The 26,883-nt window shown below is 28.8% G+C and carries 19 protein-coding genes and 1 pseudogene; 17 read left to right on the forward strand and 3 right to left on the reverse strand.

The features are described from left to right. Positions 1-2 precede the first annotated feature (2 nt). The 4 genes from CLPUN_RS22755 (at position 3) to CLPUN_RS22770 (ending at position 2,708) form a co-directional block, all read left to right on the forward strand. Positions 3-140, forward strand: coding sequence for an IS3 family transposase (locus tag CLPUN_RS22755; RefSeq protein ID WP_077845801.1), 138 nt, complete (start codon positions 3-5; stop codon positions 138-140). Between the two features lie 297 nt (positions 141-437). Next, positions 438-773 carry a carboxymuconolactone decarboxylase family protein gene (locus tag CLPUN_RS22760; protein ID WP_077849508.1) on the forward strand — a complete coding sequence of 112 codons (336 nt, stop codon included), beginning with the start codon at positions 438-440 and terminating at the stop codon, positions 771-773. Between the two features lie 387 nt (positions 774-1,160). After that, positions 1,161-1,901 carry a hypothetical protein gene (locus CLPUN_RS22765; RefSeq protein ID WP_077849509.1) on the forward strand — a complete coding sequence of 247 codons (741 nt, stop codon included), beginning with the start codon at positions 1,161-1,163 and terminating at the stop codon, positions 1,899-1,901. A gap of 477 nt (positions 1,902-2,378) precedes the next feature. Then, positions 2,379-2,708, forward strand: a complete 330-nt coding sequence (locus CLPUN_RS22770; protein WP_242954235.1) for a hypothetical protein — start codon at positions 2,379-2,381, stop codon at positions 2,706-2,708. A gap of 200 nt (positions 2,709-2,908) precedes the next feature. Here CLPUN_RS22770 and CLPUN_RS22775 read toward each other — a convergent pair whose 3' ends face one another. Next, on the reverse strand, positions 2,909-4,576 hold the full coding sequence (locus tag CLPUN_RS22775; protein WP_077849510.1) for a hypothetical protein: 1,668 nt from the start codon (positions 4,574-4,576) through the stop codon (positions 2,909-2,911). 726 nt (positions 4,577-5,302) lie between these two features. Here CLPUN_RS22775 and CLPUN_RS22780 point away from each other — a divergent pair. From CLPUN_RS22780 to CLPUN_RS22795, 4 genes are all read left to right on the forward strand, one after another. Beyond that, positions 5,303-6,436, forward strand: a complete 1,134-nt coding sequence (locus tag CLPUN_RS22780) for an outer membrane protein assembly factor BamB family protein (RefSeq protein WP_077849511.1) — start codon at positions 5,303-5,305, stop codon at positions 6,434-6,436. A gap of 526 nt (positions 6,437-6,962) precedes the next feature. Then, positions 6,963-7,589 carry a class I SAM-dependent methyltransferase gene (locus tag CLPUN_RS22785; RefSeq protein ID WP_077849512.1) on the forward strand — a complete coding sequence of 209 codons (627 nt, stop codon included), beginning with the start codon at positions 6,963-6,965 and terminating at the stop codon, positions 7,587-7,589. Between the two features lie 521 nt (positions 7,590-8,110). Then, a complete protein-coding gene (locus tag CLPUN_RS22790; protein ID WP_077849513.1) occupies positions 8,111-8,863 on the forward strand; it encodes a prepilin peptidase in 753 nt (250 codons plus the stop codon). Positions 8,864-8,953: 90 nt separating this feature from the next. After that, positions 8,954-9,607 carry a DedA family protein gene (locus tag CLPUN_RS22795; RefSeq protein ID WP_077849514.1) on the forward strand — a complete coding sequence of 218 codons (654 nt, stop codon included), beginning with the start codon at positions 8,954-8,956 and terminating at the stop codon, positions 9,605-9,607. Positions 9,608-9,708: 101 nt separating this feature from the next. Here CLPUN_RS22795 and CLPUN_RS22800 read toward each other — a convergent pair whose 3' ends face one another. After that, a complete protein-coding gene (locus CLPUN_RS22800) occupies positions 9,709-11,022 on the reverse strand; it encodes an aspartate kinase (RefSeq protein WP_077849515.1) in 1,314 nt (437 codons plus the stop codon). Positions 11,023-11,632: 610 nt separating this feature from the next. On the opposite strand from CLPUN_RS22800, the gene glnA reads away from it, so the two are divergent. The 9 genes from glnA (at position 11,633) to CLPUN_RS22845 (ending at position 26,143) form a co-directional block, all read left to right on the forward strand. Continuing rightward, positions 11,633-12,964, forward strand: a complete 1,332-nt coding sequence (glnA, locus tag CLPUN_RS22805; protein ID WP_077849516.1) for a type I glutamate--ammonia ligase — start codon at positions 11,633-11,635, stop codon at positions 12,962-12,964. Positions 12,965-13,005: 41 nt separating this feature from the next. After that, positions 13,006-13,566: an ANTAR domain-containing response regulator gene (locus tag CLPUN_RS22810; RefSeq protein ID WP_077849517.1), complete on the forward strand. Its 561-nt coding sequence runs from the start codon at positions 13,006-13,008 to the stop codon at positions 13,564-13,566. A 176-nt stretch (positions 13,567-13,742) separates the two neighbouring features. Further along, the gene (gene gltB, locus CLPUN_RS22815; RefSeq protein WP_077849518.1) at positions 13,743-18,320 is read left to right on the forward strand and encodes a glutamate synthase large subunit; all 4,578 of its coding nucleotides are present in this window, start codon (positions 13,743-13,745) and stop codon (positions 18,318-18,320) included. A gap of 12 nt (positions 18,321-18,332) precedes the next feature. Beyond that, a complete protein-coding gene (locus CLPUN_RS22820) occupies positions 18,333-19,805 on the forward strand; it encodes a glutamate synthase subunit beta (RefSeq protein WP_077849519.1) in 1,473 nt (490 codons plus the stop codon). A gap of 617 nt (positions 19,806-20,422) precedes the next feature. After that, a complete protein-coding gene (locus CLPUN_RS22825) occupies positions 20,423-21,358 on the forward strand; it encodes a CPBP family intramembrane glutamic endopeptidase (RefSeq protein WP_077849520.1) in 936 nt (311 codons plus the stop codon). Between the two features lie 121 nt (positions 21,359-21,479). After that, complete coding sequence (locus CLPUN_RS22830) at positions 21,480-21,764, forward strand: hypothetical protein (protein WP_077849521.1); 285 nt, start codon at positions 21,480-21,482, stop codon at positions 21,762-21,764. Positions 21,765-22,312: 548 nt separating this feature from the next. Continuing rightward, positions 22,313-22,639 (forward strand): hypothetical protein, encoded by a 327-nt coding sequence (locus tag CLPUN_RS22835; RefSeq protein ID WP_077849522.1) that lies wholly within the window; start codon positions 22,313-22,315, stop codon positions 22,637-22,639. Positions 22,640-23,272: 633 nt separating this feature from the next. Then, complete coding sequence (locus CLPUN_RS22840; RefSeq protein WP_077849523.1) at positions 23,273-25,282, forward strand: methyl-accepting chemotaxis protein; 2,010 nt, start codon at positions 23,273-23,275, stop codon at positions 25,280-25,282. A gap of 321 nt (positions 25,283-25,603) precedes the next feature. Continuing rightward, entirely contained in the window at positions 25,604-26,143 is a 540-nt protein-coding gene (locus CLPUN_RS22845; RefSeq protein ID WP_077849524.1) for a nitroreductase family protein, read from the forward strand. Between the two features lie 502 nt (positions 26,144-26,645). Here CLPUN_RS22845 and CLPUN_RS22850 read toward each other — a convergent pair. Next, positions 26,646-26,883: pseudogene (locus CLPUN_RS22850) on the reverse strand (IS4 family transposase); the annotation flags it as partial.

Consider the following 26,883-nt stretch of genomic DNA (forward strand, 5'->3'; position numbering starts at 1 on the left):
ATCTGCAAAAGTTTTATACATATGAAGAACTGGAACAAGCAATCGATGAATACATAGTTTTTTATAATACAAAAAGGCTACAGAAAAATTTAAAAGGTCTGACTCCAATTGAATATCGAAATCAGACATTATCAGCTTAAATTTTAATTTTTTAATCTATCTACTTGAAAGGGTGCAGTTCAAAATGTAGGTGTCTTTTGTTATGCAAAAATAAAAATGAAGCTAGGAAGGTGACATATGAATGAAGTAAATGAATTTGATAAATTATTACTTCAGAAAATGCCAGGGTCAACTCGATAAAATATATCTGATTTAAGACAAGCTATAGTTAAAAATAGGTGCCGAAAATATGCAAATACTTATGCAATAAAACTCTAATTAATCAAAAAATAAACGTAGATTGAGAAGAAAAAATATTATTTTGGAGGAATTTGAATATGAAAACAAATCGCTATCAAAAAGGCGTGAATAAATTGATGGACTTTACTTATGGTGATATCTATACCTGTTCAGGATTAGATAACAAGCAACGTTCTTTGGTTACGATTTCGTCGCTTGTGACTCAAGGGACACTACCACAGCTTGAATACTGGTTTAACAGCATGCTTGACACAGAAGAAATTATTAAAACTTTTATTCAGCTACTTTCTTATATTGGGTTTCCTCGACTTCTTAATGCAATAGAAGTAGCTAAGAAAGTTTTCTCGCAAAGAGGGATTACTGTTAAAATACCTAAAATAAAATTTATATATCTAAAATTGAGGCTTGATTAATTTCAAGCCTTTTTCAATTAAGCAATTGATTGAGCAGACAAACGACGAAACTTTGCAATTAACAGGTGAACTTAGCGATGGACAAAAAATCGCAAATGGTTCCGTTAACAGTTATTTTAAAGCGAGGTGGCTGTAGTCAAATACCAAATAATAAGTATAAGCAACAGTAAACTTATTACACAATATACATAAATTATATATTAATTGATAGATATAAGTTGTCATATATGATGAAAATAAACTCTTTTACATCATATGGAATAAATTAATTGTTTACATACATATATTAGACTTGTTTTCTATATAATGGGTATATTGACTTATACAGTAATGAATAATAACATAACAATATAGTCGACTATAATAAATTTTTAAGGATGTGGTTTTATGAATTTATCTAGATATACGAAGAAATGTTATTTGTTTACATTGATGATATTTATATTTTCAACATTGCTTATTATGGATAATAGCATAAAAGTAGTAAAAGCAGCAGAAAAACCGGTTGAATTATATTACACTTATAATAATCCGTATTATATAGGAGATTATCGTACTATATATATAAAGACAAATGTTAATGGTGATAATGAAAGTGTTGCAATTCATGGCATAGATTCAGAGAATTCAGAAGAGTGGAAAGATTATTCAGGTAGTTATGTAAATACATTAGGAGATGGATCAAAAATATGGAAGGTAGATCTTTCTTATGTAGGAAGTAGCATTGAATATGCTATAAAATATCAGGTTAATGGAGAAACATACTGGGATAATAATAATGGTAATAATTATACAAATAAAAACATTTTAGGAGCAGCAGTGATCGGAGTGAATCCGATTGGCCCTGAATATAAAAATCCATCAAATTATGAAATAAGAGTAAATATAAAAAATTTAAATTATGTTAAAAATATGAAAGTTAGATACACTGAAAATAACTGGGACAATAATAGCTTTAAAGATGTGCCGCTAATTTATGTTTCTACAAATGAAGATGGAAGTGAATTATGGGGAACTACTTTAACACTAAATGAAAATACAATAGGTAAATTCCATTATGCAGTATCATATAAAGTAAACGGAATAATTTACTGGGACAATAACTTTGGAGCTAACTACGATTATTAATTTCAATAGTTAATTTATGGGTAGATTATGTAGAAATACATAGTTTACCTTTATTTTGTGTGCCCAGCATGGGCACGTACTAATCGGTGAAAGTCCGTAATGGGGGCTGATAGTGCCAACCATTAGCTTAAGACAAGGGTGTCCATCGCGAGGTGGAATCTGAAGGAAGTCGGCGGCAAAGCCTTGGTCTGAGGTACACGAATCATATTTGAGGCTCAATTCTGTGGGTAAACTTGCAAAACAAAGTAAAGCCCAATAACTATCCGAAACAGAAAGAGTAAAAGTGGCAGATGGATGAGGTGAAAGTACGTGGTCTTACCTGGGGAGGTCTGATAGATAGGTACTAAATGAATTGAATTTCAAAGTACAACTTATATAGTGATATATAACTGAATTTATCAGAAGTCAGCAGAAGTCATAGTAACTTCGCTAAACGCGATAGCGGACGAAGGACTGAACATTAGGAGGTTTACAACTTTGGATAAATCAAAGAAATTACAAAGAAAGCAGAAAACTCAATATAGAGATCAAGTGATGGAAGTAGAAGTGGAACTTCAAGGTAAATCAAAGGTGCCGAGTAATTCTATGGTTTTACCAAATAGGGAAAGCGTAAACGATGAAGCATTTGATACTAGTAGATTACTTGAAGAAGTTCTAGAAAGAAATAATATGCTTTTGGCACTTAAAAGAGTAATTAGCAATAAAGGTAGTCACGGTGTTGATGAAATGAAGACCGATGAACTTCGCGAGCATATCAAGAAACATTGGGAAACCATTAAAGCTAAAATACTAAAAGATAATAGATAAGGTATAAAAGATATGTAATCATAATATATCAATATTATAAAAAGATGACTCCTGTTCAATACAGAAATCATCTCCTAATTAAAGTAGAAATTCTAAATTAAAAGAATCTATAAAGGTTTATTAAAAATTTATTATATTTATAAATTAATTAGATTTTGTAACAAATTCACGGTGCTTACCGATTGATATCATTAATAACATTAGGAGATTATACTTGTTTTACCAGTTTGTCTATCTATGCTATAACGATGGAATCCACGTTGTTCATATACTATTCTAGTATTATCAGTCATATCGGAGCAAATAGAATATGGATGTTCGATGTCATAACCATCAAAATACGTAATAGTATAGTCTTTTGCGGTATAAAAATCAAATACATAGAATTTTTTATGTTCGCCAAATTTTTCATCGTGAAACATTTGATATCCTACATTAGCAGTCATTACTCCATCTTTAAACTTAATTGAGTTTTCTGGAAACCATGTACCAAAATATCCATTACGATATTCATTAGAAGTCAAAAATTCATCGTCATATATTAAATAAACGTCATCGTAACTTAAAGGATTAGCAGGATATTTAGTTTGAACAAGTTTTAGCCTATAATAATTATGAAAATAACCTAAATTGTCTGTACAAGAAGTAAGATATTCAGAACTAGAAGGAAAAGTACGGTTATAAGCCTCTGTACCTACATAATCATCTGGGTTAGTGTACGGAGTGTTATTTTTAGGGTTAGTGCGAATTTTTGACATTACCTTATCAATAGAAATATTATTAGGTGTTGGTGTGTTTTTTGTAGGTGTTGTACGTGTAGAAGCTGTGACAACAAGATCAGAGCCAACCCAATTAGACCAAGCGCCGTGAGAATCACTTACTCTAACCATTATTAGATAAGTGCCAGGATCTTTAAATTTTACTATGCAAGAATTATCACCTTTAATTAAAGCATAATCATAGAGTAGATGAGTTTCTCCATCTATTATTACGAAACTTTGTACATTTTTTAGTGAGTCATTCTTATCGTTATCTTTTGAGTTAGCCCAGCTAAAGAAAAATTCTGTATCTGTATTTCCACTTAATGCAGAATAATTAAGAACACATTGAGGTCTAGTGTTATTATCTGTTGGTTCAACAGATATAGTAATACTCCATTCATCAGACCATATATTATGGTCATTCATGCATTTAAATTTCAATATATATTGACCTGGTGTTTTAAATTGAGTGGCGAATCCAATATTACCTATTAATGTTCCTATAATAGAGTCACTTACACCGGGAGTTCCATCAATATTCATTTGAGTAATTTGATATCCATTTGGATCATAAGTATAATTTTGTCCATTATAAGACCATAACCATCCAATTTGAGTATCTGTAGTAATTTGTCCATTTTTTAAAGATGCTGGATTTAAAATAGTGTATCTTAGTTGAGCAATTGGCTTAGCGGTGACAGCAGGAGAGGTGGTAGTTTCTACAGGAGAAGAGATTGTAGAGGTCTCTATATTTGAAATACTTGTAATATTCTTACTATTTATAAAGTTGCTTTTTTCTTCATTTGATTTCTGTAAACTACTTAATAAAGCTCTGTTTACATCAGTTTTAATAGAATCTCCTTTTTGTATGCTACCATCAACAATTTGTTCGGAGGTTAATAAATAATCTGATTTATTTTGGGTTTCTACGTTTGTATCGCTTAAGAGTTTTTGATAGTCACTATTTTGGTCAGAACTATTGCTAAGAGTTTTTGTGAAAGTGGTAAATTCTTCGCTTGATGAATCAACATTACTATTTGCAAATGCTACACTTGATGGTAAACATAAGAAGATAGTTAATGTGATTCCTAAAAATTTTTTTAACATGAAAATCCCCCTTTTATTTTAAAAGACAAATTGAGAAAAAAAAATTTTGTTTCCAATTAATGTCAATTACACACTTATAATACAACTGCATAATGGAAAAATCAAGGGAAAACTGTAAAAAATTAATAAATAATGATGTATATTAATGAAAATTAAAAGATTGAAAGATTTGATATGCATTCTCGTGACATAGAAACAGTAGGTAATTATAATTTATTAGATCTTGATATAGTTGGTGGAAGATAAGCGATTTATAATGGCAGGAGTTTTATAAATAAAAATTCAATTTATCAATCTAAATTTATTATATAAGTATTCCTGTAATAAAGAGTTTTGAACTTTGTAAGAAATAAAAAATTCTAATATAAATATATTTTGTCATTTGTAAGACGAGAAAACATTCATATCAGGAGGTTAACTTAAATTAATAACATAATAATGGTTACAAATACTTTAATTTTAGGAATAGACATTGTAAAGGATAACCACTATGGTTAATTTATAGTGAATATATTAAAAAGCCATTATTTTAGATAAATTATTAAAAGAATTTAAAATATGATAAACATTTAAATAAGGATGATTACAAATTTTCTACATCTTTATATTTAGTTCTTGTTATATTGGCACGGTAACCCTTTTTTTGCTTGCATTGTTAAATATTATATAATATAATGAAAAAAGTGGGAGAAATTAATTATATTTACAATAAAGAGGGGGATTTTTATGAACAAAAAAATTAAAACATTATTATCTACAATTTTAGTTACCACTTCATTTTTCACATTTGGGGCATTTTCACAAAATACATTTGCAACAGCTATTCCATATGTTGAATTTCAAACCGTATTTGATGATGTAAAGGCTGTATCTCGTGATATAGAAGTTACTACTGGTGCAGGAGCGATTATATGTGGCGAAGGAAATAGTGATGGAGTCTATGGTTTATACGTAGCAAAATTAGATTCTAATCAAAATAAAACTTGGCAAAAAGCAATACCTAAAGCAGGGGTTGGAAATTCGATTCAGCAAACCAGTGATAACAGTTATATAGCTGTTTCTAGTTCTGGGCATGTAGTTAAATTAGATTCAGAAGGAAATCTAGTATGGGACAAAGTTCTTTCTAATGCAAAGGAGTTAACATCTATTGAACCAACTAAAGATGGTAATTTTATAATTTGTGGTTCTTCAAGGTCAGATACTACTAAATATGATGTTTATCTATGCAAAATTGATGAAGATGGAAATGTTATTTTTTCATATAGCTATGATGATGGAAATTCAAAAGATGATTTTGGTCGATCTGTTCAACAAACAGTTGACGGTGGATATATAATTCTTGGAACAGCTTTCCTTCCGGCTGCTTCCACTAGCACTACTACTAAAAGTTATAATTATTTAGTTAAGGTTAATAAAAATGGTAATTTATTATGGAAAAAATCAGTTGGGGCTGCAGACGGAATGCCTAAAGATCTAAAAGTTACCAAAGATGGAAGCTTTATAATTGCAGGAATGATTAATTACAAAGGAGTATTACTTAAAACAAATTCCGCAGGTAATTTATTATGGTCAAAGACATTAAATGATTGGAGTATTGACTCTGTTGAACTAGATACTGATGGATTTATGCTTTTTGGTAATGTTAATGGCAGTGCTTTTTCTACTGATAAAGATTTACAAGTTATAAAGACTGATTTATCTGGAAATAAGGTATGGGATTATGAAACTACAGAATATAATGCGTATGATTACTCTCGCAAAATTACAAAAAATCTAGATGGTAGTTTTTTAATGGTAGGCGATACCAATAGTAATGAAAATTCTAGTGTTCATATTACTTTGATGAAAGTTAATTATTAATTAGCGAATTAATATGTATTATTTTAAATAGAAATAAAATTAGAATGAAACATAATTAAAGAAAAAATATTAGATAATAAAAAATATATATTGAAAAGGAGCATGGCAAAATGATTAATTTTTAATCAAGAGCGATGCTCCTTTTCGATTAAAATCAAAAAAACTTCAATAAGTAGAATTTAATATTAATTATTAAGAGATTTTTTTGTTTTAAATGTACTAAAATAAGTTTAGTCAATTTTATAAATACATGAATTTTTATATATTTTTATGGATCATGAAGCAAAGAAAATAATGAAAGTCTATAAAGAATGTAAATATATTTTAAATAAGTATCAGAACTATTCCATTAATGAATATTAATCTGATAAAGTAGATATACAAACAAATCTGTAGTGCAATATATTTATTAAAAGTATAGTAACAATAATTTTATGTATGCATAATTTATAATAAAACCAAGTAGTTATATAGGCATAGTGTAAAAATAAACTTTATTGAAAGTAATTATAAAGGAGAAAGTATAATGGACTCAAAGGAGTATTTTGATGGTATTGCAGAAAATTGGAACAAAATACGAAGTCAATATTTTAAAGATGAAGTGAGAGAAAAAATATTGCAAAAACTTGATATCAAAAATAAGGTAGTAGGAGATTTAGGATGTGGGACCGGATTTATTTCACTAGGACTTGCTAGTAAAAATCCAAATATTGTTTTTGCAATAGACCAATCACAAAATATGCTTAAGGAAGTAAAAAAAGAAAGTATTAAACAAAATTTTAATAATATATATCTAATAAAATCTACATTAGATGAGTTGGTTTTATTCGACGAATCATTAGATGTAATTACTATAAATATGGCTCTTCATCATATAATAAATCCCAGCAAAAGCATAAATGAGATGTATAGAGTATTAAAAAATGAAGGAAAATTGGTGATTTCAGATGTTTACAAGCATAATGGTGAATGGGCTAAGGAAGAAATGCATGATGAATGGTTAGGATTCAATGAAAATGAAATAAGGGAATGGTTAGAAGGTGCAAAATTTAAAAATATTAAGATAGAAGATACAAAATTAAATGCAATAGGCATATCTATTAAAGGAGATTTCACAAAGACTGGAATATTCTTGGCTACAGCAACAAAATAATAACTAGATTTTACTATAATATATATTACAATTATAATTTAAAATCGTGATTGAAATCTTTCCAGAATTCACTGAAGGATAGTGTGAATAGGCAAGCTCAAAGTACTCTAAAATCATAAAAAATGACTTATTAAGGGAATAAGCCATTTTTTTAAGTGTTTTTCGTAAGGGAAAATATATTTGAACTGCTTTATAATAGTATTATATGAAATAATTGTATAAATATTATAACAATATTGTGACTAAATTGTAATAATATAAAACTAATTTAATATTGAAAGAAAAAATATTGCAAATCAATTGAATTGGTATTAAAATATATTTATTGTCTAAAAGTAAAATTATGGGAAAATAGCAGAGCTCTAAGTTTTGGAAATTAAAATAGAATAAAAGAATATGGAGTTAAAAATATTTTGTAGAGAAGACTTAATTTATAAAAAAAGGAAATAAAAAATATCTAAGCATATTAGCATATTAAGTAATTTTAATTTTCAATTAATTATTGTAAGGAGAAGAAGCTTATGGATTATATCATTGTAGTAATTTTAGGATTAGTTGTTGGTAGTTTTTTAAATGTGTGCATATATAGAATTCCTAGAGAAGAATCAATTATATATCCTCCTTCTCATTGTGGAAGCTGTAATCGTAAATTAAAATCTTTAGATTTATTTCCGATATTTAGCTATGTTTTTCTCAAGGGAAAGTGCAGATATTGTAAAGAGAAGATATCTATAAGATATCCTCTAATTGAAAGTTTAAATGGGATTTTATATTTAATTATATATCTTAAATTTGGATTAACAATTCTTTCATTAAAATATTGTATTCTTGCATCAATTTTAATTGTTATTGGAATTATAGATTTAAAAACTCAGTTTGTCTATACATCTACAACAATATTTGCAGGATTTATAGGCATGATTTTTATAATAGCACAAGCTTTAAGTGATAAGACAATAAGTATTGATTTTATATTTGGAGGATTAATAGGTTTTGGAATTATAGGATTAATTGTTTCTATTACCCATGGAATGGGGGAAGGTGACATTGAAATTGCAGCATTTTGTGGATTATTTTTAGGAGTTAAGTTAATATTATTAAATTTATTTATAGCAATTATATTTGGTGGAATAACAGGAATAATTGTATTATTATTAAAATTAAAAGGTGCGAGAGATAAAATAGCTTTTGGTCCTTTTATAGGAATTGGGACTATAGTTTCTATGTTATATGGAAATGAGCTAATACAAATGTATCTAAAATTCTTTCAATAATTAAATAAAAAATTAAAATTTAATTAAATTAGCAATATATCAAAGAAAATGTTATATAATAAAAGAAAATAAAATTTAGGAGGAATAAGAGTGAGTGCATTTTCTTATTTAATAGATATGTTTCTGCATCTTGACAAGCATTTAGGTACGGTTATAAATAATTATGGATTTGAAACATATTTAATATTGTTTGCTATAATATTTTTAGAAACAGGTTTAGTGGTAACACCATTTTTACCAGGAGATTCTTTAATTTTTGCAGCGGCTACTTTTGCTGCAATGGGAATGCTTAATATATATGCATTAGTAGGAATTTTAATGGTTGCAGCAATTTTTGGTGATACAGTAAATTACGAAATAGGCAGAATTTTTGGAAATAAGCTGATTAAAGTTAGTGGAGGGCGTCTTATAAAACAAGAACATCTTGATAAAACTAATAGTTTTTATGAAAAGTATGGTGGAAAAACAATAATATTTGCAAGATTTATTCCAATAGTTCGTACTCTAGCACCATTTGTGGCTGGAATAGGCAAGATGAAATATAAAAATTTCATTACATTTAATGCAATAGGTGGAGCGCTATGGGTAGTTGGAGTTTCTGGTTTTGGATATTTCTTTGGAAATATTCCAGTAGTAAGAGATAATTTTTCAGTAGTAGTAATAGCTATAATATTGATTTCAATAATGCCGGCTGTTATTGAAATTTTAAAAAGCAAACTAAAAAAAACTAATGAAATAGTATAAAAACATTTGAAATACGTAAGATAAGAATAGTTAATAATAAAGAGGTGTAGTTTCATAGTGACTACACCTCTTTCAATATCTGAATTTGTTAAAAATATATTTTAGTTAAAAGCATTATATATTGCAACAATTCCTTTTTCGAAATTATCATTTTCTATACCAACTAAGATATTCATTTCACTAGAGCCTTGGTCAATCATTCTGATGTTAATTTCAGCATTTGAAAGAGATGTAAATATTTTAGCAGCGGTTCCTCTTTGTTTAGCCATTCCACGGCCAACTGTTGCAATCATAGCCATGTTTGGATGAACTTCTATATTATCAGGATTACATGTTCTTTTTATTTCTTCTAATACAGCATCCTTTTTATTTTTTAATTGAGAATCTGAAATCACAAGACATACAGTATCTATTCCAGAAGGCATATTTTCAAATGAAATATTATGTTGTTCTAAAATTGATAATAATTTTCTGCAGAAGCCAAGTTCAGAATTCATGGATGCTTTAGAAAGTGAAATTACTGTAAAATCTTTTTTGCCAGCAATACCAGTTATAGCAGTTGGTTTTGAAGAAATATCTGTGTCTTTTACTATAAATGTACCTTCATCTTCAGGTTTGTTTGTGTTTTTTATATTTATTGGAATACCGATTTCTCTTACTGGGAATATTGCATCTTCATGTAGTACAGAAGCTCCCATATAAGAAAGTTCTCTAAGTTCTGAATAAGTAATTTTACTTATTGGCTTTGGATTTTGAATTATTCTAGGATCTGCCATTAAGAAACCAGAAACATCTGTCCAATTTTCATAAAGGTCAGCATCAATGCTTGCAGCAACTAAAGCACCAGTAACATCAGAACCACCTCTTGAAAAGGTGATTATATTACTTTCTTTATCAGCTCCATAAAAACCTGGAATTACAGCTTTTGGAGTTATAGCTAATCTAGCCTTAAGAGTTGAAGCAGTTGCTTCAGAATCTAAAGAACCATCATTATTAAAAATCATAACATCCTTAGCATCTATAAATTCAAAACCTAAGTAGTTAGCAAGAATTAATCCGTTTAAGTATTCCCCTCTACTTGCAGCATAATCACTTGAAGCCCCGTCTTCAAGATCTTTTTTCACAATATCTAAATGTTCACGAATGTTAAAAGTTAGATCTAAATCACTAACAATGGCACAATATCTATCTTTTATATGATTAAATACATCATCAAAAGATATTCCAGTAGAAACATGGGCATGGCAAAGATACAATAAGTCTGTTATCTTTGAATCTTTAGAATTTCTTTTCCCAGGTGCTGAAGGTACTACGTATCTTCTTTCATCATTAGATAATATTATGTTCTTAACTTTTTTAAATTGGCTGGCATCAGCTAGTGAACTTCCACCAAATTTTGTTACAATTGTACTCATAATTATAGCCCCCATATTTATATGATTTTATAAATTTTACATATAAGATTGTAGCAATTTATCGAAGAATGTTCAAGAGAATTATTAATAATATGAAGTAATTTGTAAATGGTGTATTTATAATAAGAAAATATTAAAAGTTTGAGAATTTTGTTAATAGTAGTAGAAAATAATAAGGTATATAATTTAAAGAAAAATAGAGTATTAAATATTTTAAAATTAATATACTATATTTGAAAATAAAAAATAAAGTTATTATTAATGAAAAGTTTTTCCTTAATAATTGACAGGGTATAAAGGGATTTGTATAATTAATATAAATTTCATTATGCTTTGACAACGGAGTCATGGGAAGGATACTTCTTATTGAGTCCGTTTTTTTATTATCAGTATGTATAACAAACTTTAGAAAATAAGGAAAACACCATCGTATTCCTTAATTTTTAAAGTTTTGCTAGCAAAAATATTAATTATTTAAAAAAATGCCTTGATTTATTCTAAAAAAGCATATATAATGGTGTTATTATATGAATTGAGCAAAGGCGTTCGATAGATGGTATACATTTCTATTGTGCGCCTTTTTTTAAAGCAAAAAGGGGGAGTGTAAAAGATGGCAAAGTATTCAAAGGAAGATATTATTAATTTGGTAAAGGAAAATGGAGTTAAATTTATAAGACTTCAATTTACGGATATCTTTGGAGCATTAAAAAACGTAGCAATTACAGACAAACAACTAGAAAAGGCATTAAATAATGAGTGCATGTTTGATGGATCGTCTATTGATGGATTCGTTAGGATTGAAGAATCGGACATGAATTTAAGACCAAACTTAGATAGTTTTGTAATATTTCCATGGAGACCACAACAAGGTAAAGTAGCAAGATTAATTTGTGATGTTTACAGACCAGATGGAACACCATTTGAAGGAGATCCAAGATATATATTAAAGAAGGCCTTAGATGAAGCTGCTGAGCTTGGATATACTATGAATGTTGGACCAGAGTGTGAATTTTTCTTATTTGAAACTGATGATAATGGAAATGCAACGACTAAAACTCAAGATAAAGGTGGATATTTTGATTTAGCACCTACGGATTTGGGAGAAAATGCAAGACGTGATATGACTTTAGCTTTAGAAGACATGGGATTTGAAATTGAAGCTTCTCACCATGAAGTTGCTGAAGGTCAAAACGAAATTGACTTTAAGTACGGTGATGCACTAACTACAGCAGATAGAATTATGACATTTAAATTAGTTGTTAAATCTATTGCTCAAAGACATGGATTATATGCATCATTTATGCCGAAACCAATTTTTGGTATTAACGGTTCAGGAATGCATGTTAATATGTCGTTATTTAAAGATGGAAAGAATGCTTTCGTTGATGAAAAAGACCCTAATGGATTAAGCGGAGTAGCTTATAATTTTATTGCTGGATTATTAAAGAATATAAAAGGAATTGCAGCTATCACTAATCCTTTAGTTAACTCATATAAAAGATTAGTGCCAGGATATGAAGCACCAGTTTATTTAGCTTGGTCTTGCAAAAACAGAACTCCATTAATCAGAGTACCTGCTGCAAGAGGTGTTGGAACTAGAATAGAACTAAGATGTCCAGATCCAAGTTCAAATCCATATTTAGTATTAGCGTGTTTATTGCAAGCTGGATTAGAAGGTATTAAAGAAAATTTACAACCACCAGCTCAAGTAGAAGCTAATATATTCCATATGACAGATGAAGAAAGAAAAGCACAAGGCATTGATAACTTACCAAACAATTTATATGAAGCTATTAATTTCATGAAAGAAAGTTCACTTGCGAAGAAAGCTTTAGGAGATCATATTTTTAGTAAATATATTGAAGCAAAGTCTATTGAGTGGGATAAGTATAGAATTGATGTACATGATTGGGAAATAAAAAACTATCTTAATATATATTAATCTAGTAATATCAATTAGTATTATTTAAGGTGGGGATTGCAATGGCTCAAAATGGAAAACTTATTATAGCTTTAAGCAATATTGAGACAGCAAATAAATTAAAGAGTTTACTAATACAAGAAGGCTATGAAATCATAGCATTATGTACTTCAGGAAATGAATTAATTAGATTGGTTATGCAATATTCCCCAGACCTAGTCTTAGTTGGGTATAAATTCAAGGACATGAGTTTACTTGATATCTATGAAACATTAGTAGATACAACTAGTTTTTTAGCTATTGTAAATGAACCTTATAAGTCATTTATAGAAGAAGATACTGATATATATTGTATTGGTACTAAAATTTCTAATGTACTTTTAACTAATGCAATTGATTTAATTTTTCAAGGTAAAAAGAGAATTAAAAAGTTAAGAGATCAAGTTGAAAAATTAGAACATACTCTAGAAGATAGAAAGCTAATTGAAAAAGCTAAAGGTCAGCTCATGTCAACTTCAGGACTTACAGAGACTGAAGCTTTTAGATATATGCAGAAGATAAGTATGGATTCTGGGAAAAGAATGAAAGATATTGCTAGTTTAATATTAAGTGAGATGGAATAACTTACAAAGATAGCAACCATACGAGTAATGATATCGAAAAAAAGGATATTTTTACTCGTTGTTTTGCTATAGATAAATGTATTAGTATTATCTTATAGGAAAATTAATAGTGCCAAGCTTATCAAGCAAAATAAGGCACAATTTAATATATTATTAATATCAAGGGGGAATTTTAAATGGAAAACAATAATCCGAATGCACAGGGGCTATATAATCCATGTTTTGAACATGATGCTTGTGGAATTGGGACTATAGTGAATATTGATGGTGAAAAATCTCATGCAATTTTATCAGACTGTTTAACTATCTTAGAAAAATTAGAACATAGAGGTGGGACAGGCGCTGATGAAAATACAGGAGATGGTGCTGGAATATTATTTAATATACCTCATAAATTCTTTGAAGAAGAATTAAAATCAAAGGGGATAACTCTTGGTGATGAGGGTGATTATGCAGTTGCTATGGTATTTTTACCACAAGAAGAAAAGGCAAGAAAAGAAGCTATGAGCCTTTTTGAAGATATAGCAAAGGATGAAAATCTTGAACTAATTGGGTGGAGAGAAGTTCAAACAAATTCATCAATACTTGGAAAAGCATCTTTAGAAGCTATGCCTGTAATAATGCAAGCTTTTGTAAAGAGACCTAATGGCATAAAATCAGGAAAAGACTTTGAAAGAAAATTATATATTGTCAGAAGAAACATAGAAAAAAGAGCAGGATGGATAAGCAAATTCTTAAATGAAACTTTTTACATAGCATCTTTTTCATCAAACACAATTGTATATAAAGGTATGCTTTTATCTACACAATTAAGGGAATTCTATAAGGACTTAGAAGATGAAAGAGTGGAAACATCTTTAGCATTAGTTCATTCAAGATATAGTACTAATACATTCCCAAGCTGGGAAAGAGCTCATCCAAACAGGTTTATGATTCACAATGGTGAAATTAATACATTACGTGGAAATGTTAATAAAGTTTATTCTAGAGAAACAAATGTAAAATCTAGAGTACTTGGAAAAGACTTAAACAGAGTATTACCTATTATAAATAAAGAAGGATCAGACTCTGCAATTTTTGATAATAACTTAGAATTCTTATATATGAATGGTATGGACTTAACTAGAGCAGTTATGATGGCAATTCCAGAACCATGGTATAAGAGTAAAACTATGAATAAAGAAAAGAAAGCTTTTTATGAATACAATGCTACATTAATGGAACCATGGGATGGTCCAGCAGCTATCGTATTTACAGATGGTGAAAAAGTTGGTGCAGTTTTAGATAGAAATGGTTTAAGACCATCAAGATATTATATCACTAAAGATAGAAGATTAATTCTTTCTTCAGAAGTTGGTGCTTTAGATATACCAGCTGAAATTGTTGAAAAGAAAGACAGATTAATGCCAGGAAGAATGTTACTTGTAGATACTGTTAAAAAAGAAGTAATAAGTGATGAAGAATTAAAGAATGCTTATGCAACTGAACATCCTTATGAAGAATGGTTAAAAGAAAATTTAGTAACTTTAGATAAAGTTAAAGATGGAAAGAAATTCAGAATTGAATATGATAAGGAAACAAGAAAGAGATTAGAAAAAACTTTTGGTTATACTTATGAGGAAGTTAAAACAACAATGCTTCCAATGGCTGAAACAGCAGCAGAACCACTTGCAGCAATGGGAGTTGATGTTCCGCTTGCAGTATTATCTAAAGAGTCACAACCATTGTTTAATTACTTCAAGCAATTATTTGCTCAAGTAACTAATCCACCTATAGATGCTATTAGAGAAGAAATTGTTACAGCTTCTAATGTTTATATAGGGCCAGAAGGAAATATATTAGAAGACAAGCCAGCAAACTGCGAATTGCTTAAGCTCGATTCACCAATAATAAATGATACTGAATTAGCAAAAATAAAAGCAATGAATAGTGGAAATTTAAAATCGAAAGTTATAGATATTGTATTTGATAAAGGTGGTTCTTTAGAAGATGCGTTAGATGGATTGTTTGAAAAAGCACAAGAGGCATATGAAAAAGGATATACTATATTAATTTTATCTGATAGAAATGTTTGCGAAGCTAAAGTGCCAATTCCATCATTACTTGCAGTATCAGCACTTCATCAATATTTAGTTCAAAAAGGAACAAGAACATCAGTTGGACTAATATTAGAAAGTGGAGAACCAAGAGAAGTTCATCATTTTGCTACTTTAATTGGATTTGGTGCATCAGCTGTAAATCCATATATGGCTTATGAAACTTTAAGAGGATTAATTGAAGAAGGATTACTTAATTTAGAATATGACCAAGCTGTTTATAATTACAATAAAGCAGTACTTAAAGGTATAATTAAAATCCTTTCTAAGATGGGTATTTCAACAATACAATCATATCAAGGGGCTCAAATATTTGAGGCTATAGGTATTGGTACTGAAGTTATAGATAGATACTTTACTAATACTATAAGCAGAATTGATGGAATAGGATTAAAAGAAATTCAAAAAGAGGCCGAAATAAATCATGAAAAAGGATTTAGGGAAAAGACTTATGCAAGTAATTTTGCATTAGATTCACCAGGATATGAAAAACTTAGATCTGGAGATGGAGATCAAGAAAAGCATTTATATAACCCATTAACAGTTCACAAGCTCCAAGAAGCAACAAGAACAGGAAATTATGAATTATTTAAAGAATGCACATCTTTAATAGATGATGAAAAAGCTGAAATAACTTTAAGAGGATTATTAGAGTTTAACTACAATTCTAAGGCAATTCCGTTAGAGGAAGTTGAACCAGTTGCAGAAATAGTTAAGAGATTTAAAACAGGGGCTATGTCTTATGGTTCAATTTCTAAAGAAGCTCATGAAGCACTTGCTATTGCAATGAATAGAATCGGTGGTAGATCTAATACTGGTGAAGGTGGAGAAGATGCTGAGAGATGGACTCCTGATCAAAACGGAGATTCAAAAAGATCTTCAATAAAGCAAATTGCATCTGGTAGATTTGGAGTAACTTCTGAATACTTAGTTAATGCAGATGAACTTCAAATAAAATTAGCACAAGGAGCAAAACCAGGTGAAGGTGGTCAGTTGCCAGGAACTAAGGTTTATCCATGGGTTGCTAAAACTAGACATTCAACTACAGGTGTGGGACTTATATCACCACCACCACATCATGATATTTACTCAATAGAAGATTTAGCACAGTTAATTTATGATTTAAAGAATGCCAATACTGGTGCTAGAGTGTCTGTTAAGCTAGTTTCTGAATGTGGAGTTGGTACTGTTGCAGCTGGTGTTGCTAAAGGGGGAGCAGAAGTAATATTAATTTCAGGATATGATGGAGGAACTGGTGCATCACCTAAGAACTCTATTAAAAATGCTGGTCTTCCATGGGAATTAGGGCTTGCTGAAGCCCATCAAACCTTATTACTTAACGATTTAAGAGAAAGAGTTAGAGTAGAAGTTGATGGTAAGCTTATGAGTGGACGTGACGTTGCTATTGCAGCATTACTTGGAGCAGAAGAATTTGGATTTGCAACTGCACCACTTGTAGCACTTGGTTGTGTTATGATGAGAGTTTGTAATTTAGATACTTGTCCAGTTGGTGTTGCAACTCAAAATGAAGAGTTAAGAAAGAGATTTAAAGGAAAGCCAAAATATGTTGTTAATTTTATGTACTTTATAGCTGAAGAACTTAGAGAAATCATGGCAAGTCTTGGATTTAGAAAACTTGATGAAATGATTGGTAGAGTAGACAGGCTTAAACAAAGAGAAACTGCTTTTGGCTGGAAAGCTAAGAGTGTTGATTTAAGTTCTATACTTTACACTCCAGATAAATATAAAGGTAAAGTAGTTAAATTTGATGAAACTAAGAAATATGACTTTAAATTAAACAAAGTATTAGATGAAAAATTATTCTTAGAAAAATGTAAAGAAGCTATAACAAATGGTGAAAAGGTAAGTTTCGAAGTAGATATAACTAATACTGATAGAACTCTTGGAACTATTTTAGGGTCAGAAGTAACTAAGGTTAATGGATCAAATGGATTACCAGATGATACTATAACTATTAAATGTAATGGAGCAGCAGGTCAAAGTTTTGGTTCATTTATTCCAAAAGGGCTAACTTTTGAAGTTGAAGGAGATGCTAATGACTACTTAGGTAAGGGATTATCAGGTGGTAAGATCGTAGTATATCCTCCAAAGAAATCTACATTTGTAGCAGAAGATAATATATTAATTGGGAATGTTGCTTTATACGGTGCAACTTCAGGGAAAGTATTTATAAATGGTATTGCAGGAGAAAGATTCTGTGTTAGAAATTCAGGTGCAACTGCTGTTGTTGAAGGAGTAGGAGCTCATGGATTAGAATACATGACAGGAGGTAAAGTCGTTGTTTTAGGTAAAACAGGAATTAACTTTGCAGCTGGTATGAGTGGTGGAATTGCATACCTTTATGAAGAAGATGAAAACTTCAGAATAAATATAAATGAAGAAATGATTTTGTTGGAAGAGTTAAGCTTAGAGGATGAAGCGGAATTAAAGAACTTAATTGAAGAACATGTAAAAGTTACAGGCTCTCCTAAAGGAAACAAAATATTATACAACTTTGAAACAGAAAAATCTAAATTCCATAAGATAATTCCAAAAGATTACAAGAGAGTAATAGAAACTGTTGAAAAGTACAAGAATCTTGGATGTGATGAGGATGAAGCATTAATTAAAACTTTCCAAGAAATTAAAGGAATGTAGGAGGGTTATAAAATGGGTAAACCAACAGGATTTTTAGAGTATGATAGAGAAGAAGGTAAAAATAGAGAACCTAAGGAAAGATTAAAAGACTATAAGGAATTTCATAAGAGACTTCCTTTAGAAAAACAATGTATTCAAGGTGCAAGATGTATGGATTGTGGTATTCCATTCTGTCAATCAGGAGTACTATTTTCTGGAATGGTATCAGGATGTCCACTTCACAACTTAATTCCGGAATGGAATGATTTGGTATATAGAGGGAAATGGGAATTAGCTTATGAAAGACTAAATAAGACTAATCCATTCCCAGAATTTACTGGAAGAGTGTGTCCAGCACCTTGCGAAGCAGCATGTACAGCGGGATTAAATGGTCCTGCAGTTACTATAAAAGAACAGGAAAGATCTATAATTGATGTTGCTTTTGAAAACGGAACAGTAAAAGCAAATCCTCCTCTTAAGAGAACAGGAAAAACAGTTGCAGTAATCGGTTCTGGTCCAGCTGGGCTTGCAGCTGCTGATACGTTAAATAAGTGTGGTCATAAGGTTACTTTATTTGAAAGAAGTGACAGACCAGGTGGATTATTAATGTATGGAATTCCTAATATGAAGCTTGATAAAGATGTTATTTTAAGAAGAGTACATCTTATGGCAGAAGAAGGTGTAAGATTTGTAAATAATGCAAATGTTGGGGACAACTATGATGCAAAGCAGATTTTAGATGATTATGATGCAGTAATCCTTGCAACAGGGGCATCAGAGCCTAGAGATCTTCAAGCAGAAGGAAGAACAAATGTTAAAGGGGTTCACTTTGCAGTAGACTTCTTAAAGGCTAACACTAAGAGTTTGTTAGATTCAAATCATTTAGATAACAACTACATTTCTGCAAAAGATAAAAATGTAATTGTAATTGGTGGTGGAGATACAGGAACAGACTGTGTTGGAACTTCACTTAGACATGGATGCACGTCATTAGTTCAATTTGAAATAATGGGAGAACCAGCGAAGGAAAGAGCTGATAATAATCCATGGCCAGAATGGCCTAAGGTTCTTAAAGTTGATTACGGCCAAGAAGAATTTATAGACCTATATGGAAAAGATCCAAGAGAATATTTAACTACAGTTACAGCTATTCATGCTGATAAAGATGGAAATCTTGAAAGTGTTGATACTGTAAAAGTCGAATGGAAGAAAGATGAAAATGAAAGATTTGGACCAGTACCAGTCAAAGGTTCTGAAAAGAATTGGAAGGCAGAACTTGTATTACTTGCAATGGGATTTACAGGCTCACAAAACTATATTAAAGAAGCTTTTGGAGTAGAATCAGATGCAAGAACTAATATAAAGGCTGATGATAAAGATTTTAAAACTAATGTTCCTAAAGTATTTTCAACAGGTGATGCTAGACGTGGTCAATCATTAGTTGTAACTGCAATAAATGAAGGAATACAAGCTGGAATAGCTGTTAATCAATTTTTAAGAAAGTAAGAATATATTATAAGTAGTACCTCTAGGAGCGTTCCGAGAGGCACTACTTTTTTAGGTGTACTCAGGACTTTATAGTGTATAGTAATAACATTTTTCTAATAAAGGTTGGTATGAGAAGGAAGACAAAATAATTATCTTAAGGATTTTAATCAATAATTATAAGAAGAAAGTTATAATTATTAATGAACTAAAAATATAGAGTACATTTCTATAGTGAAAATATATATTAAAAATTAATTAATATAAATATAATGGCAAACTATAGTTAATACAAATAAATGAATTTCAATAATAATCAATTATTCCAACAAATAAACTAAATATATATGTTGCAATAAAAACCATATGAGCATTAGCATATAGAACTAACTTTTCTATATAAACTTAATTGGAATATATATATATATATGTTTTAAAAAAGTTTATTCATTCAAACTGATTCTGTACTTTTAATAATTGCAAGCAGGCTAACTTTTAAGAGAATGAAATTTATTAATTAGAACTTATATATTAAATTATATGCATAATTTTAATGTAATAATTTAATTAGAATTCAAATATAAGAGTATAGAAATAAAAAATTAAGTTAAATTATATAATTTGAGATGGAGGGAAAAATGAAGATTTTTAAAAATGCAGAGAATAAAACAAGATCTGGGTGGAAAATAGGACTTATTTTTATATCATTTATTGTTACAACAACAATAGCTACATTTATTTTCAGTGTGGGATATGGGGTAATTATTGTGGTTAATCATTCAGAGGTTTTATCAGATCAAGTAAAGTTTATGCAGTATATACAAAAACAATTTTCTGGCATGAGTAATTTTCCAGCAGTATGCTTGCAATTAATACAATGTATAAGTTTAATATTATTAGTCATTTTATTTTGGAAAATATGGGATAAGGGTAAAGTGAGAGAAATTGGATTGACTAATATAAAAAGTAGTTGGAAAGATTTATGTGTAGGATTATTAATTGGTGCAGTATCTTTTACAATAGTAGCATTTATATTGCTTATAACGAAGTCAGTGGAAATGGTAAATAGTTTTGGAAGTCCTAAGTTTTCTGGCGTACTGATTACTCAACTGATTATATTTATTTTTGTTGGAATTAATGAAGAGTTATTTTGCAGAGGATATTGCATGACGGTTTTAAAACAAACTAAAAAATCATGGATTCCTGTTGTAGTTTCAGCAATAATTTTTTCATTAATGCATTCTATGAATGGTGGAATAAGTTTATTAGCATATATTAACTTATTTTTATTTGGGATATTAATGGGATATTTGTTTATGAAAACTAAAAATATATGGATGTGCATAGGTTACCACATAACTTGGAATTACTTTCAAGGAGATATTTTTGGTTTTTTAGTAAGTGGAAGTACTACAGAGTCAATATATAGTATAAAAGTTGTCAGCCCTAATTTAATTAATGGAGGAAGTTTTGGACCAGAAGGTGGATTAGTAGTTACAGCATTACTTATAGTAACAACATTTCTAGTATATAAATTTATTCCTAATAGAAAATCTGCAGAGGTTACATTTTAGTACATACATTGTAAAGTTTATATTCTTAATGTATAATTGAAACTAAATAGGTCGAATTTAAGGAAGATATAGTTATATTTCTTTAAGGATCTAAAACTAAGCAATGTAGAGGTTGATTATAATGAATGGACAAATTAAAAAGTATATATATATGATTGTGACAATTTGTGTAGTAGTTTTAGCAGGAATAGTATTTATAAAGATCCTTCCATGGCTTATACTTGCTGGAGTTATAGCATACGGTATAATAAAAATTAGAAGTGTCTTTAAAGAAAGAGATGCTTTAAATAATTCAGAATTTAAAAGTGAACATAATAATGAAGATAGCTTTGAAAACTCAAGTGACAGCTATACTAATGGAGACATTATTGATGTTGATTATGAAGAAGTTGATAAAGAAAAATAATATTAGTCCTCACATGACTTACCGTGTGGGGATTTTTTTGTACATACGTAAATTACAGAATTTTTTATGAAAATATTATAAAAGCTAATAGAGATTAATAAGTCAAAATGAAGAGTTAAGAATGTAAAAGCTAGCATATAGATAAGTTAAAATATTTGATGGATTTCCAGTTATTATTTTCTGGTTCAACTTTTATTCTTATGAAAAGAGAGCAAGAAGTAAATAATACAAAGAAAATAATAAGTGGAGGGAATAATTATGACTAAAATATTAGATACTAAAAATGATAGGTATTTCAAAAACTATTTAGTATAAAAGAACAAAAGCATATATTGATTAGTTTCTTAAATTCCACTTTAAATATAACAGGAAAGAATGTCATTAAAGAGGTTGAGTTTGAAGAGAAAATAAAATAATTATAATTAGGTTATTAACACATAATAAAGAGTGAAATGCTGTAGAAATAATTACATTGTGTGTTTTGGGTATTATAATTCTTTCAGTAATTTTTTTCTAAAGCATTCATAATGAAAGATGAGGTGTTAGCTATGTTAAAATTAAGAAATGTGTACCTTTATCTTGTATGTTTTGTTTCATTAATGATGATACTTATGGGAGTTATTTTTACTGTTCAGAACATCACCGATGTCATGTTCCCAACTAATTATTATGAAATGCTTCCGCCTGAAAAAACAGATAGCTTATCAGCAGAAGAACAGGAAAATTATGAACAAAATCAAAAAAGATATGAAGAAAATCGTAATATTGAGAGTAAAAAGAGTGTTGCAAAATCAATTGCAGTTGTAATAGTTGCATTACCTACATTTGCTTATCATTGGAGAAAAGTAGAAAAAGAGAAGAATGAACCTAAATAAAAAGCAATATATTATATGAGTTTTAGAAGAATATAATATATAATAAATATCTAAAGCAATTTTATGAAACAAAACATTTATTTTTAAAAAGTTATTATTGTCTATATCTAATAAAAATAATTATTGAACTATAATAAGTTCTAATTAAGAAAGTTCATAATTTAGTTGGTTGTCTTATCCAATCACTCTAATATAGAAATTAAATCTTAATGAACAAAATTTTTTAGAACATATATATTATAAAATAGTGATTATAAATTTTTAAGCATGAAACTGCAAAATGAGCTGCTATAAAACTAATATATTTAGTTTTATCTCAGCTCATTTTTTGTGAAAATAAAAATGTGAATTCTGAAAAAGTACAAATTTAATTGTATTTTAATAAAAATAAGTAATCGAGTTTTAGTTGTATTGGTTTTGCTTAAAAGTAAATATTTTGCCAAATAGATGTAAAAAAATAGATTAAAAAATTGAAATATAGTATAATTATGTGTAAAATATAAAAATACGGAGAAAAATATTCATTTTGTTAGCCTATTTAGACAGTGACTATTTATATTTTAATCTGAAATTATACATAAGATACATATTTATAAGTATGAAGGAAAATTGAAAATTAGAAGGATGTGCATCATGAAAAAAAAGAAAAGTTCCATAAAATTTAAGATCTTAGCTATTCCATTAATAAGTATTTTTATTTCTATAACTGTTATAACTATTAATTGTATAGTAATTACTGAAAAAAGTTTAATAAGTCAGATGGAAACAGATGGGATGAATTTAGGAAAGCAAATTCAATCTCAAATAGAAATTAATAATAAATCTATGGAGTCCATAAATCAATCTATTTCAGATAAAATTAGAACAACAGGTTCATTTATTTTAAATAATTCTGATAAAGTAAATAATGAATATTTAACTAATTTAGCAAAACAATTCGAAATCGATGAAATAAATTATACTGATACTAGTGGAAAAATTATTTATTCAAGTTTACCAACTAGTATCGGTTCTGCTTTTGATAGTAATCATATATGTTATCCTGTATTAAAAGGTGACAAGGATTTTTTTGTTGAGGATATAAGAAAAAGTAAAGAAACAAACGATTATTATAAATATGGATATGTATCAAAAACTGGGGTGGGAATGGTACAGATAGGTTTAATTGCAAACAAGGTTCAAAGCTTAAGCAAAGAAATTGAGACTCAAACTTTAGTTGAAAAATTGACTGAAGATAAAAGTATTGTATATGCTGTGTTTATTGACACCAATTTAGTTCAAGTAGCTAATAGTGAGGTTAGTAAAATCGGTGAAAAGGTTAATGATATTGGAAGCAAAACATCAGCAGTAGATGGTAAACCTTATTCATCAATATATGTACATGATGGAATAGAAGTATATGATGTATTAATTCCTGTACATGGTGAAGATAAGTTATTAGGAGCTATAGACATAGGAATTTCTATGAAAACAGTTAAAGATACAATTAATAACGTGCTTATTATTATAATTGCGATTTCATTAATAATATTCATAATATCAGCATTTATTTTACTAAAGGTATCAAAAGGAATAACAAATCCTTTGAATAAATTAGTATTTGCAGCTGGAAAAATAGCTCAAGGTGATTTAAGACACAATGTTGAAATTAATAGTACCGATGAAATTGGAATATTATATGATAGTTTTGATACTATGACAAAATACTTAAAAGATACTATGAAAACTATAAAAGATAGTTCCTCTGAAGTAAGAGATATGTCCTCAAGCTTAAGTTCAAATTCTAAACAAATGACTATAACTACTAGCGATGTTACAAGTTCGATACAAGGGGTATCACAAGGAACATTAGAGCAAGCTAGTGATTTGGTAGATATATCAAATAATATTTTAAAGCTATCAGATGAATTAGATAACATATATGATAAGGTTAATGGAGTAAAAGATAGTTCTTCCTTGACAGAAGAAAAGGCTATAGTAGGAAAACAACAAATAGATATTTTATTGAAATCAATAGAAGAAGTAAAAATTTCATTTGATGAACAAGCAATTAAAATTAATAATCTTAATGCTAGTGTATCAAAGGTTGGAAATATTACAAATGTTATTAATGGAATTTCAGAACAAACTAATCTTTTAGCCTTGAATGCGGCCATAGAAGCAGCAAGAGCAGGGGAAGTAGGAAAAGGTTTTGCAGTTGTGTCAGAGGAAGTGAGAAAATTAGCAGAACAATCAAAGGAATCAACAGGACAAATACAAAGATTAGTAGAATCAATAAGTAGTGAGACACAAAGCGTATTAGATAATTCCAATAGTGTAACTAATTTAGTTGATAAACAATCAAGTACAGTTAAAAGTACTAGAGATGCCTTTAATGATATGTTAAATTCATTATCAAACATAGGACCTTATGTAGAAGAGACAAAGAAATCTTTGCAAACAACTATGGAATCAAAAAACTCAATAGTTGAAACTATGGATAATATAACAGCAGTATCGCAAGAAACTTCTGCATCAGCAGAAGAAATAGCTGCATCTTCAGAAGAAATGTTAGCAAATTCAGAAGAAGTATCAGATTTTGCAATAAAATTAGAAGAGATTTCTCAAAATTTAAATGATGAGATAAATAAATTTGAAATTTAGATAGAAACTTTAATAGTTGGGATTTTGGAATTACATAAGGTTAAAATTATGGTTAAATAGCTGTTGCGGAAGAAATAAGGCAATGGCTATTTCAATTAGTTAAAAAAGCAACATTAAGTCATGTTTCTGATTATTGAACATTATACATAGATGTGTAAAAGAAGTAAATAATAAGGATTATGAACCCTCTGAGATTAAAAGATTTTTAAAAGAATTTAATTGAAAATCGAATAATGATATATTAATAAAATATATTATAATTGATTCATAATGGTAAATTAAAACGTACTAAAATATTATCGAAGGAGTGGAATATAATATATGATTAAAGAAATTGAAATGCGTAGAAGTGTAAGAAAGTATATTGATAAAACAATTGAAAATGAAAAAATAACTGAGCTACTTGAAAGTGCAAGGCTTGCTCCGTCAGGTAATAATACACAACCTTGGCGCTATATATTAGTAAAATCAGAAGAGATGAAACAAAAAATAAGTAAGGCTTCTAATAATCAAAAGTGGATGCTAACAGCGCCTGTTTTCATTGTATGTGTTGCAGATATACGTTGTAGAATAAAAGAAGATGTAGATATATATTTAGATGATAATAGCCCACAAGATGAAGTAAAACGAATAATTAGAGATACTTCAATCTCAGTAGGATACATGTTACTACAAGCTAATAATTTAGGATTAGGGGCATGCTGGGTTGCTGATTTTATGCAAGAAGAAATTAGGCCCGTTCTAAATGTACCTTCCGATAAATATGTAGTCGGAGTTATAACTGTTGGTTACCCTAATGAAACTCCCAAAGCTCGTCCAAGAAAGAGCCTTGAAGATATAATACATTATGAGTGTTGGTAATGTTAAAAACATAAATCAAACATGTTAAGTTTAAATATTTTATTATGAATTTGTAAAAATAAATATTATTTTGAAATATCGCATTATTCAAGAGAAATTGAGTTTGTGATGTTTTTTGTATACAATAGTAAAAAAGGTGAAGCTGTTTATAAAGTAAAATAAAATTGAAAATTACCAATTGACTTATCCGCAATATCCTGCTGCATATAAGTACATTATATTATTTATAGAATTTTGTTGTGATGAAGTTTATGAATTACATAAAAATCTATGACGGAAAAAGCAAGAAAGGAAGAGGAGGATGCTGACTTACGGACAGTCATTTGTATTAAGTACACTTAATTTCTAAATAATTTATATATTTCATTATAATTACAATGGTAATTAATAAAATAAAAATCTTATAATCATATATATTCATATAAATATGAAATTTATTGAAGTAAAAATAATCAAACGTCCCCTTTGAACATTTGAAGGAATTATTTCCTAATTGAATAATTTATATATCATAAAGTACAAAATCAAATCTGAGCTTGTACTTCTTGTCAGAAGAATCATAACATCTATTGAACAATTTCATACCAGAAGTAAATAAGCTATATATTCTAATAACTTTATTATGTATCTTTTTTGTAGCACCTATAATTTTACTTTTTTTATTCTTAGAACAGTCTGCTCCTAAGATTATTATCCAAGTATATGCCATGCTTACACATAAATATAGGTTTTTAAAGTAG

The organism is Clostridium puniceum, assembly GCF_002006345.1.
GTDB classification, from domain to species: Bacteria; Bacillota; Clostridia; order Clostridiales; family Clostridiaceae; genus Clostridium; species Clostridium puniceum.

Excerpts from the sequence above, each read along its gene's own strand:
- CLPUN_RS22825 (WP_077849520.1), top strand. The coding sequence starts at position 20,423 with ATGAAGATTTTTAAAAATGCAGAGAATAAAACAAGATCTGGGTGGAAA.
- CLPUN_RS22800 (WP_077849515.1), bottom strand. The coding sequence starts at position 11,022 with ATGAGTACAATTGTAACAAAATTTGGTGGAAGTTCACTAGCTGATGCC.
- CLPUN_RS22760 (WP_077849508.1), top strand. The coding sequence starts at position 438 with ATGAAAACAAATCGCTATCAAAAAGGCGTGAATAAATTGATGGACTTT.
- CLPUN_RS22775 (WP_077849510.1), bottom strand. The coding sequence starts at position 4,576 with ATGTTAAAAAAATTTTTAGGAATCACATTAACTATCTTCTTATGTTTA.
- CLPUN_RS22790 (WP_077849513.1), top strand. The coding sequence starts at position 8,111 with ATGGATTATATCATTGTAGTAATTTTAGGATTAGTTGTTGGTAGTTTT.
- CLPUN_RS22845 (WP_077849524.1), top strand. The coding sequence starts at position 25,604 with ATGATTAAAGAAATTGAAATGCGTAGAAGTGTAAGAAAGTATATTGAT.
- glnA (WP_077849516.1), top strand. The coding sequence starts at position 11,633 with ATGGCAAAGTATTCAAAGGAAGATATTATTAATTTGGTAAAGGAAAAT.
- CLPUN_RS22835 (WP_077849522.1), top strand. The coding sequence starts at position 22,313 with ATGTTAAAATTAAGAAATGTGTACCTTTATCTTGTATGTTTTGTTTCA.
- gltB (WP_077849518.1), top strand. The coding sequence starts at position 13,743 with ATGGAAAACAATAATCCGAATGCACAGGGGCTATATAATCCATGTTTT.
- CLPUN_RS22785 (WP_077849512.1), top strand. The coding sequence starts at position 6,963 with ATGGACTCAAAGGAGTATTTTGATGGTATTGCAGAAAATTGGAACAAA.
- CLPUN_RS22820 (WP_077849519.1), top strand. The coding sequence starts at position 18,333 with ATGGGTAAACCAACAGGATTTTTAGAGTATGATAGAGAAGAAGGTAAA.
- CLPUN_RS22810 (WP_077849517.1), top strand. The coding sequence starts at position 13,006 with ATGGCTCAAAATGGAAAACTTATTATAGCTTTAAGCAATATTGAGACA.
- CLPUN_RS22830 (WP_077849521.1), top strand. The coding sequence starts at position 21,480 with ATGAATGGACAAATTAAAAAGTATATATATATGATTGTGACAATTTGT.
- CLPUN_RS22840 (WP_077849523.1), top strand. The coding sequence starts at position 23,273 with ATGAAAAAAAAGAAAAGTTCCATAAAATTTAAGATCTTAGCTATTCCA.
- CLPUN_RS22780 (WP_077849511.1), top strand. The coding sequence starts at position 5,303 with ATGAACAAAAAAATTAAAACATTATTATCTACAATTTTAGTTACCACT.
- CLPUN_RS22765 (WP_077849509.1), top strand. The coding sequence starts at position 1,161 with ATGAATTTATCTAGATATACGAAGAAATGTTATTTGTTTACATTGATG.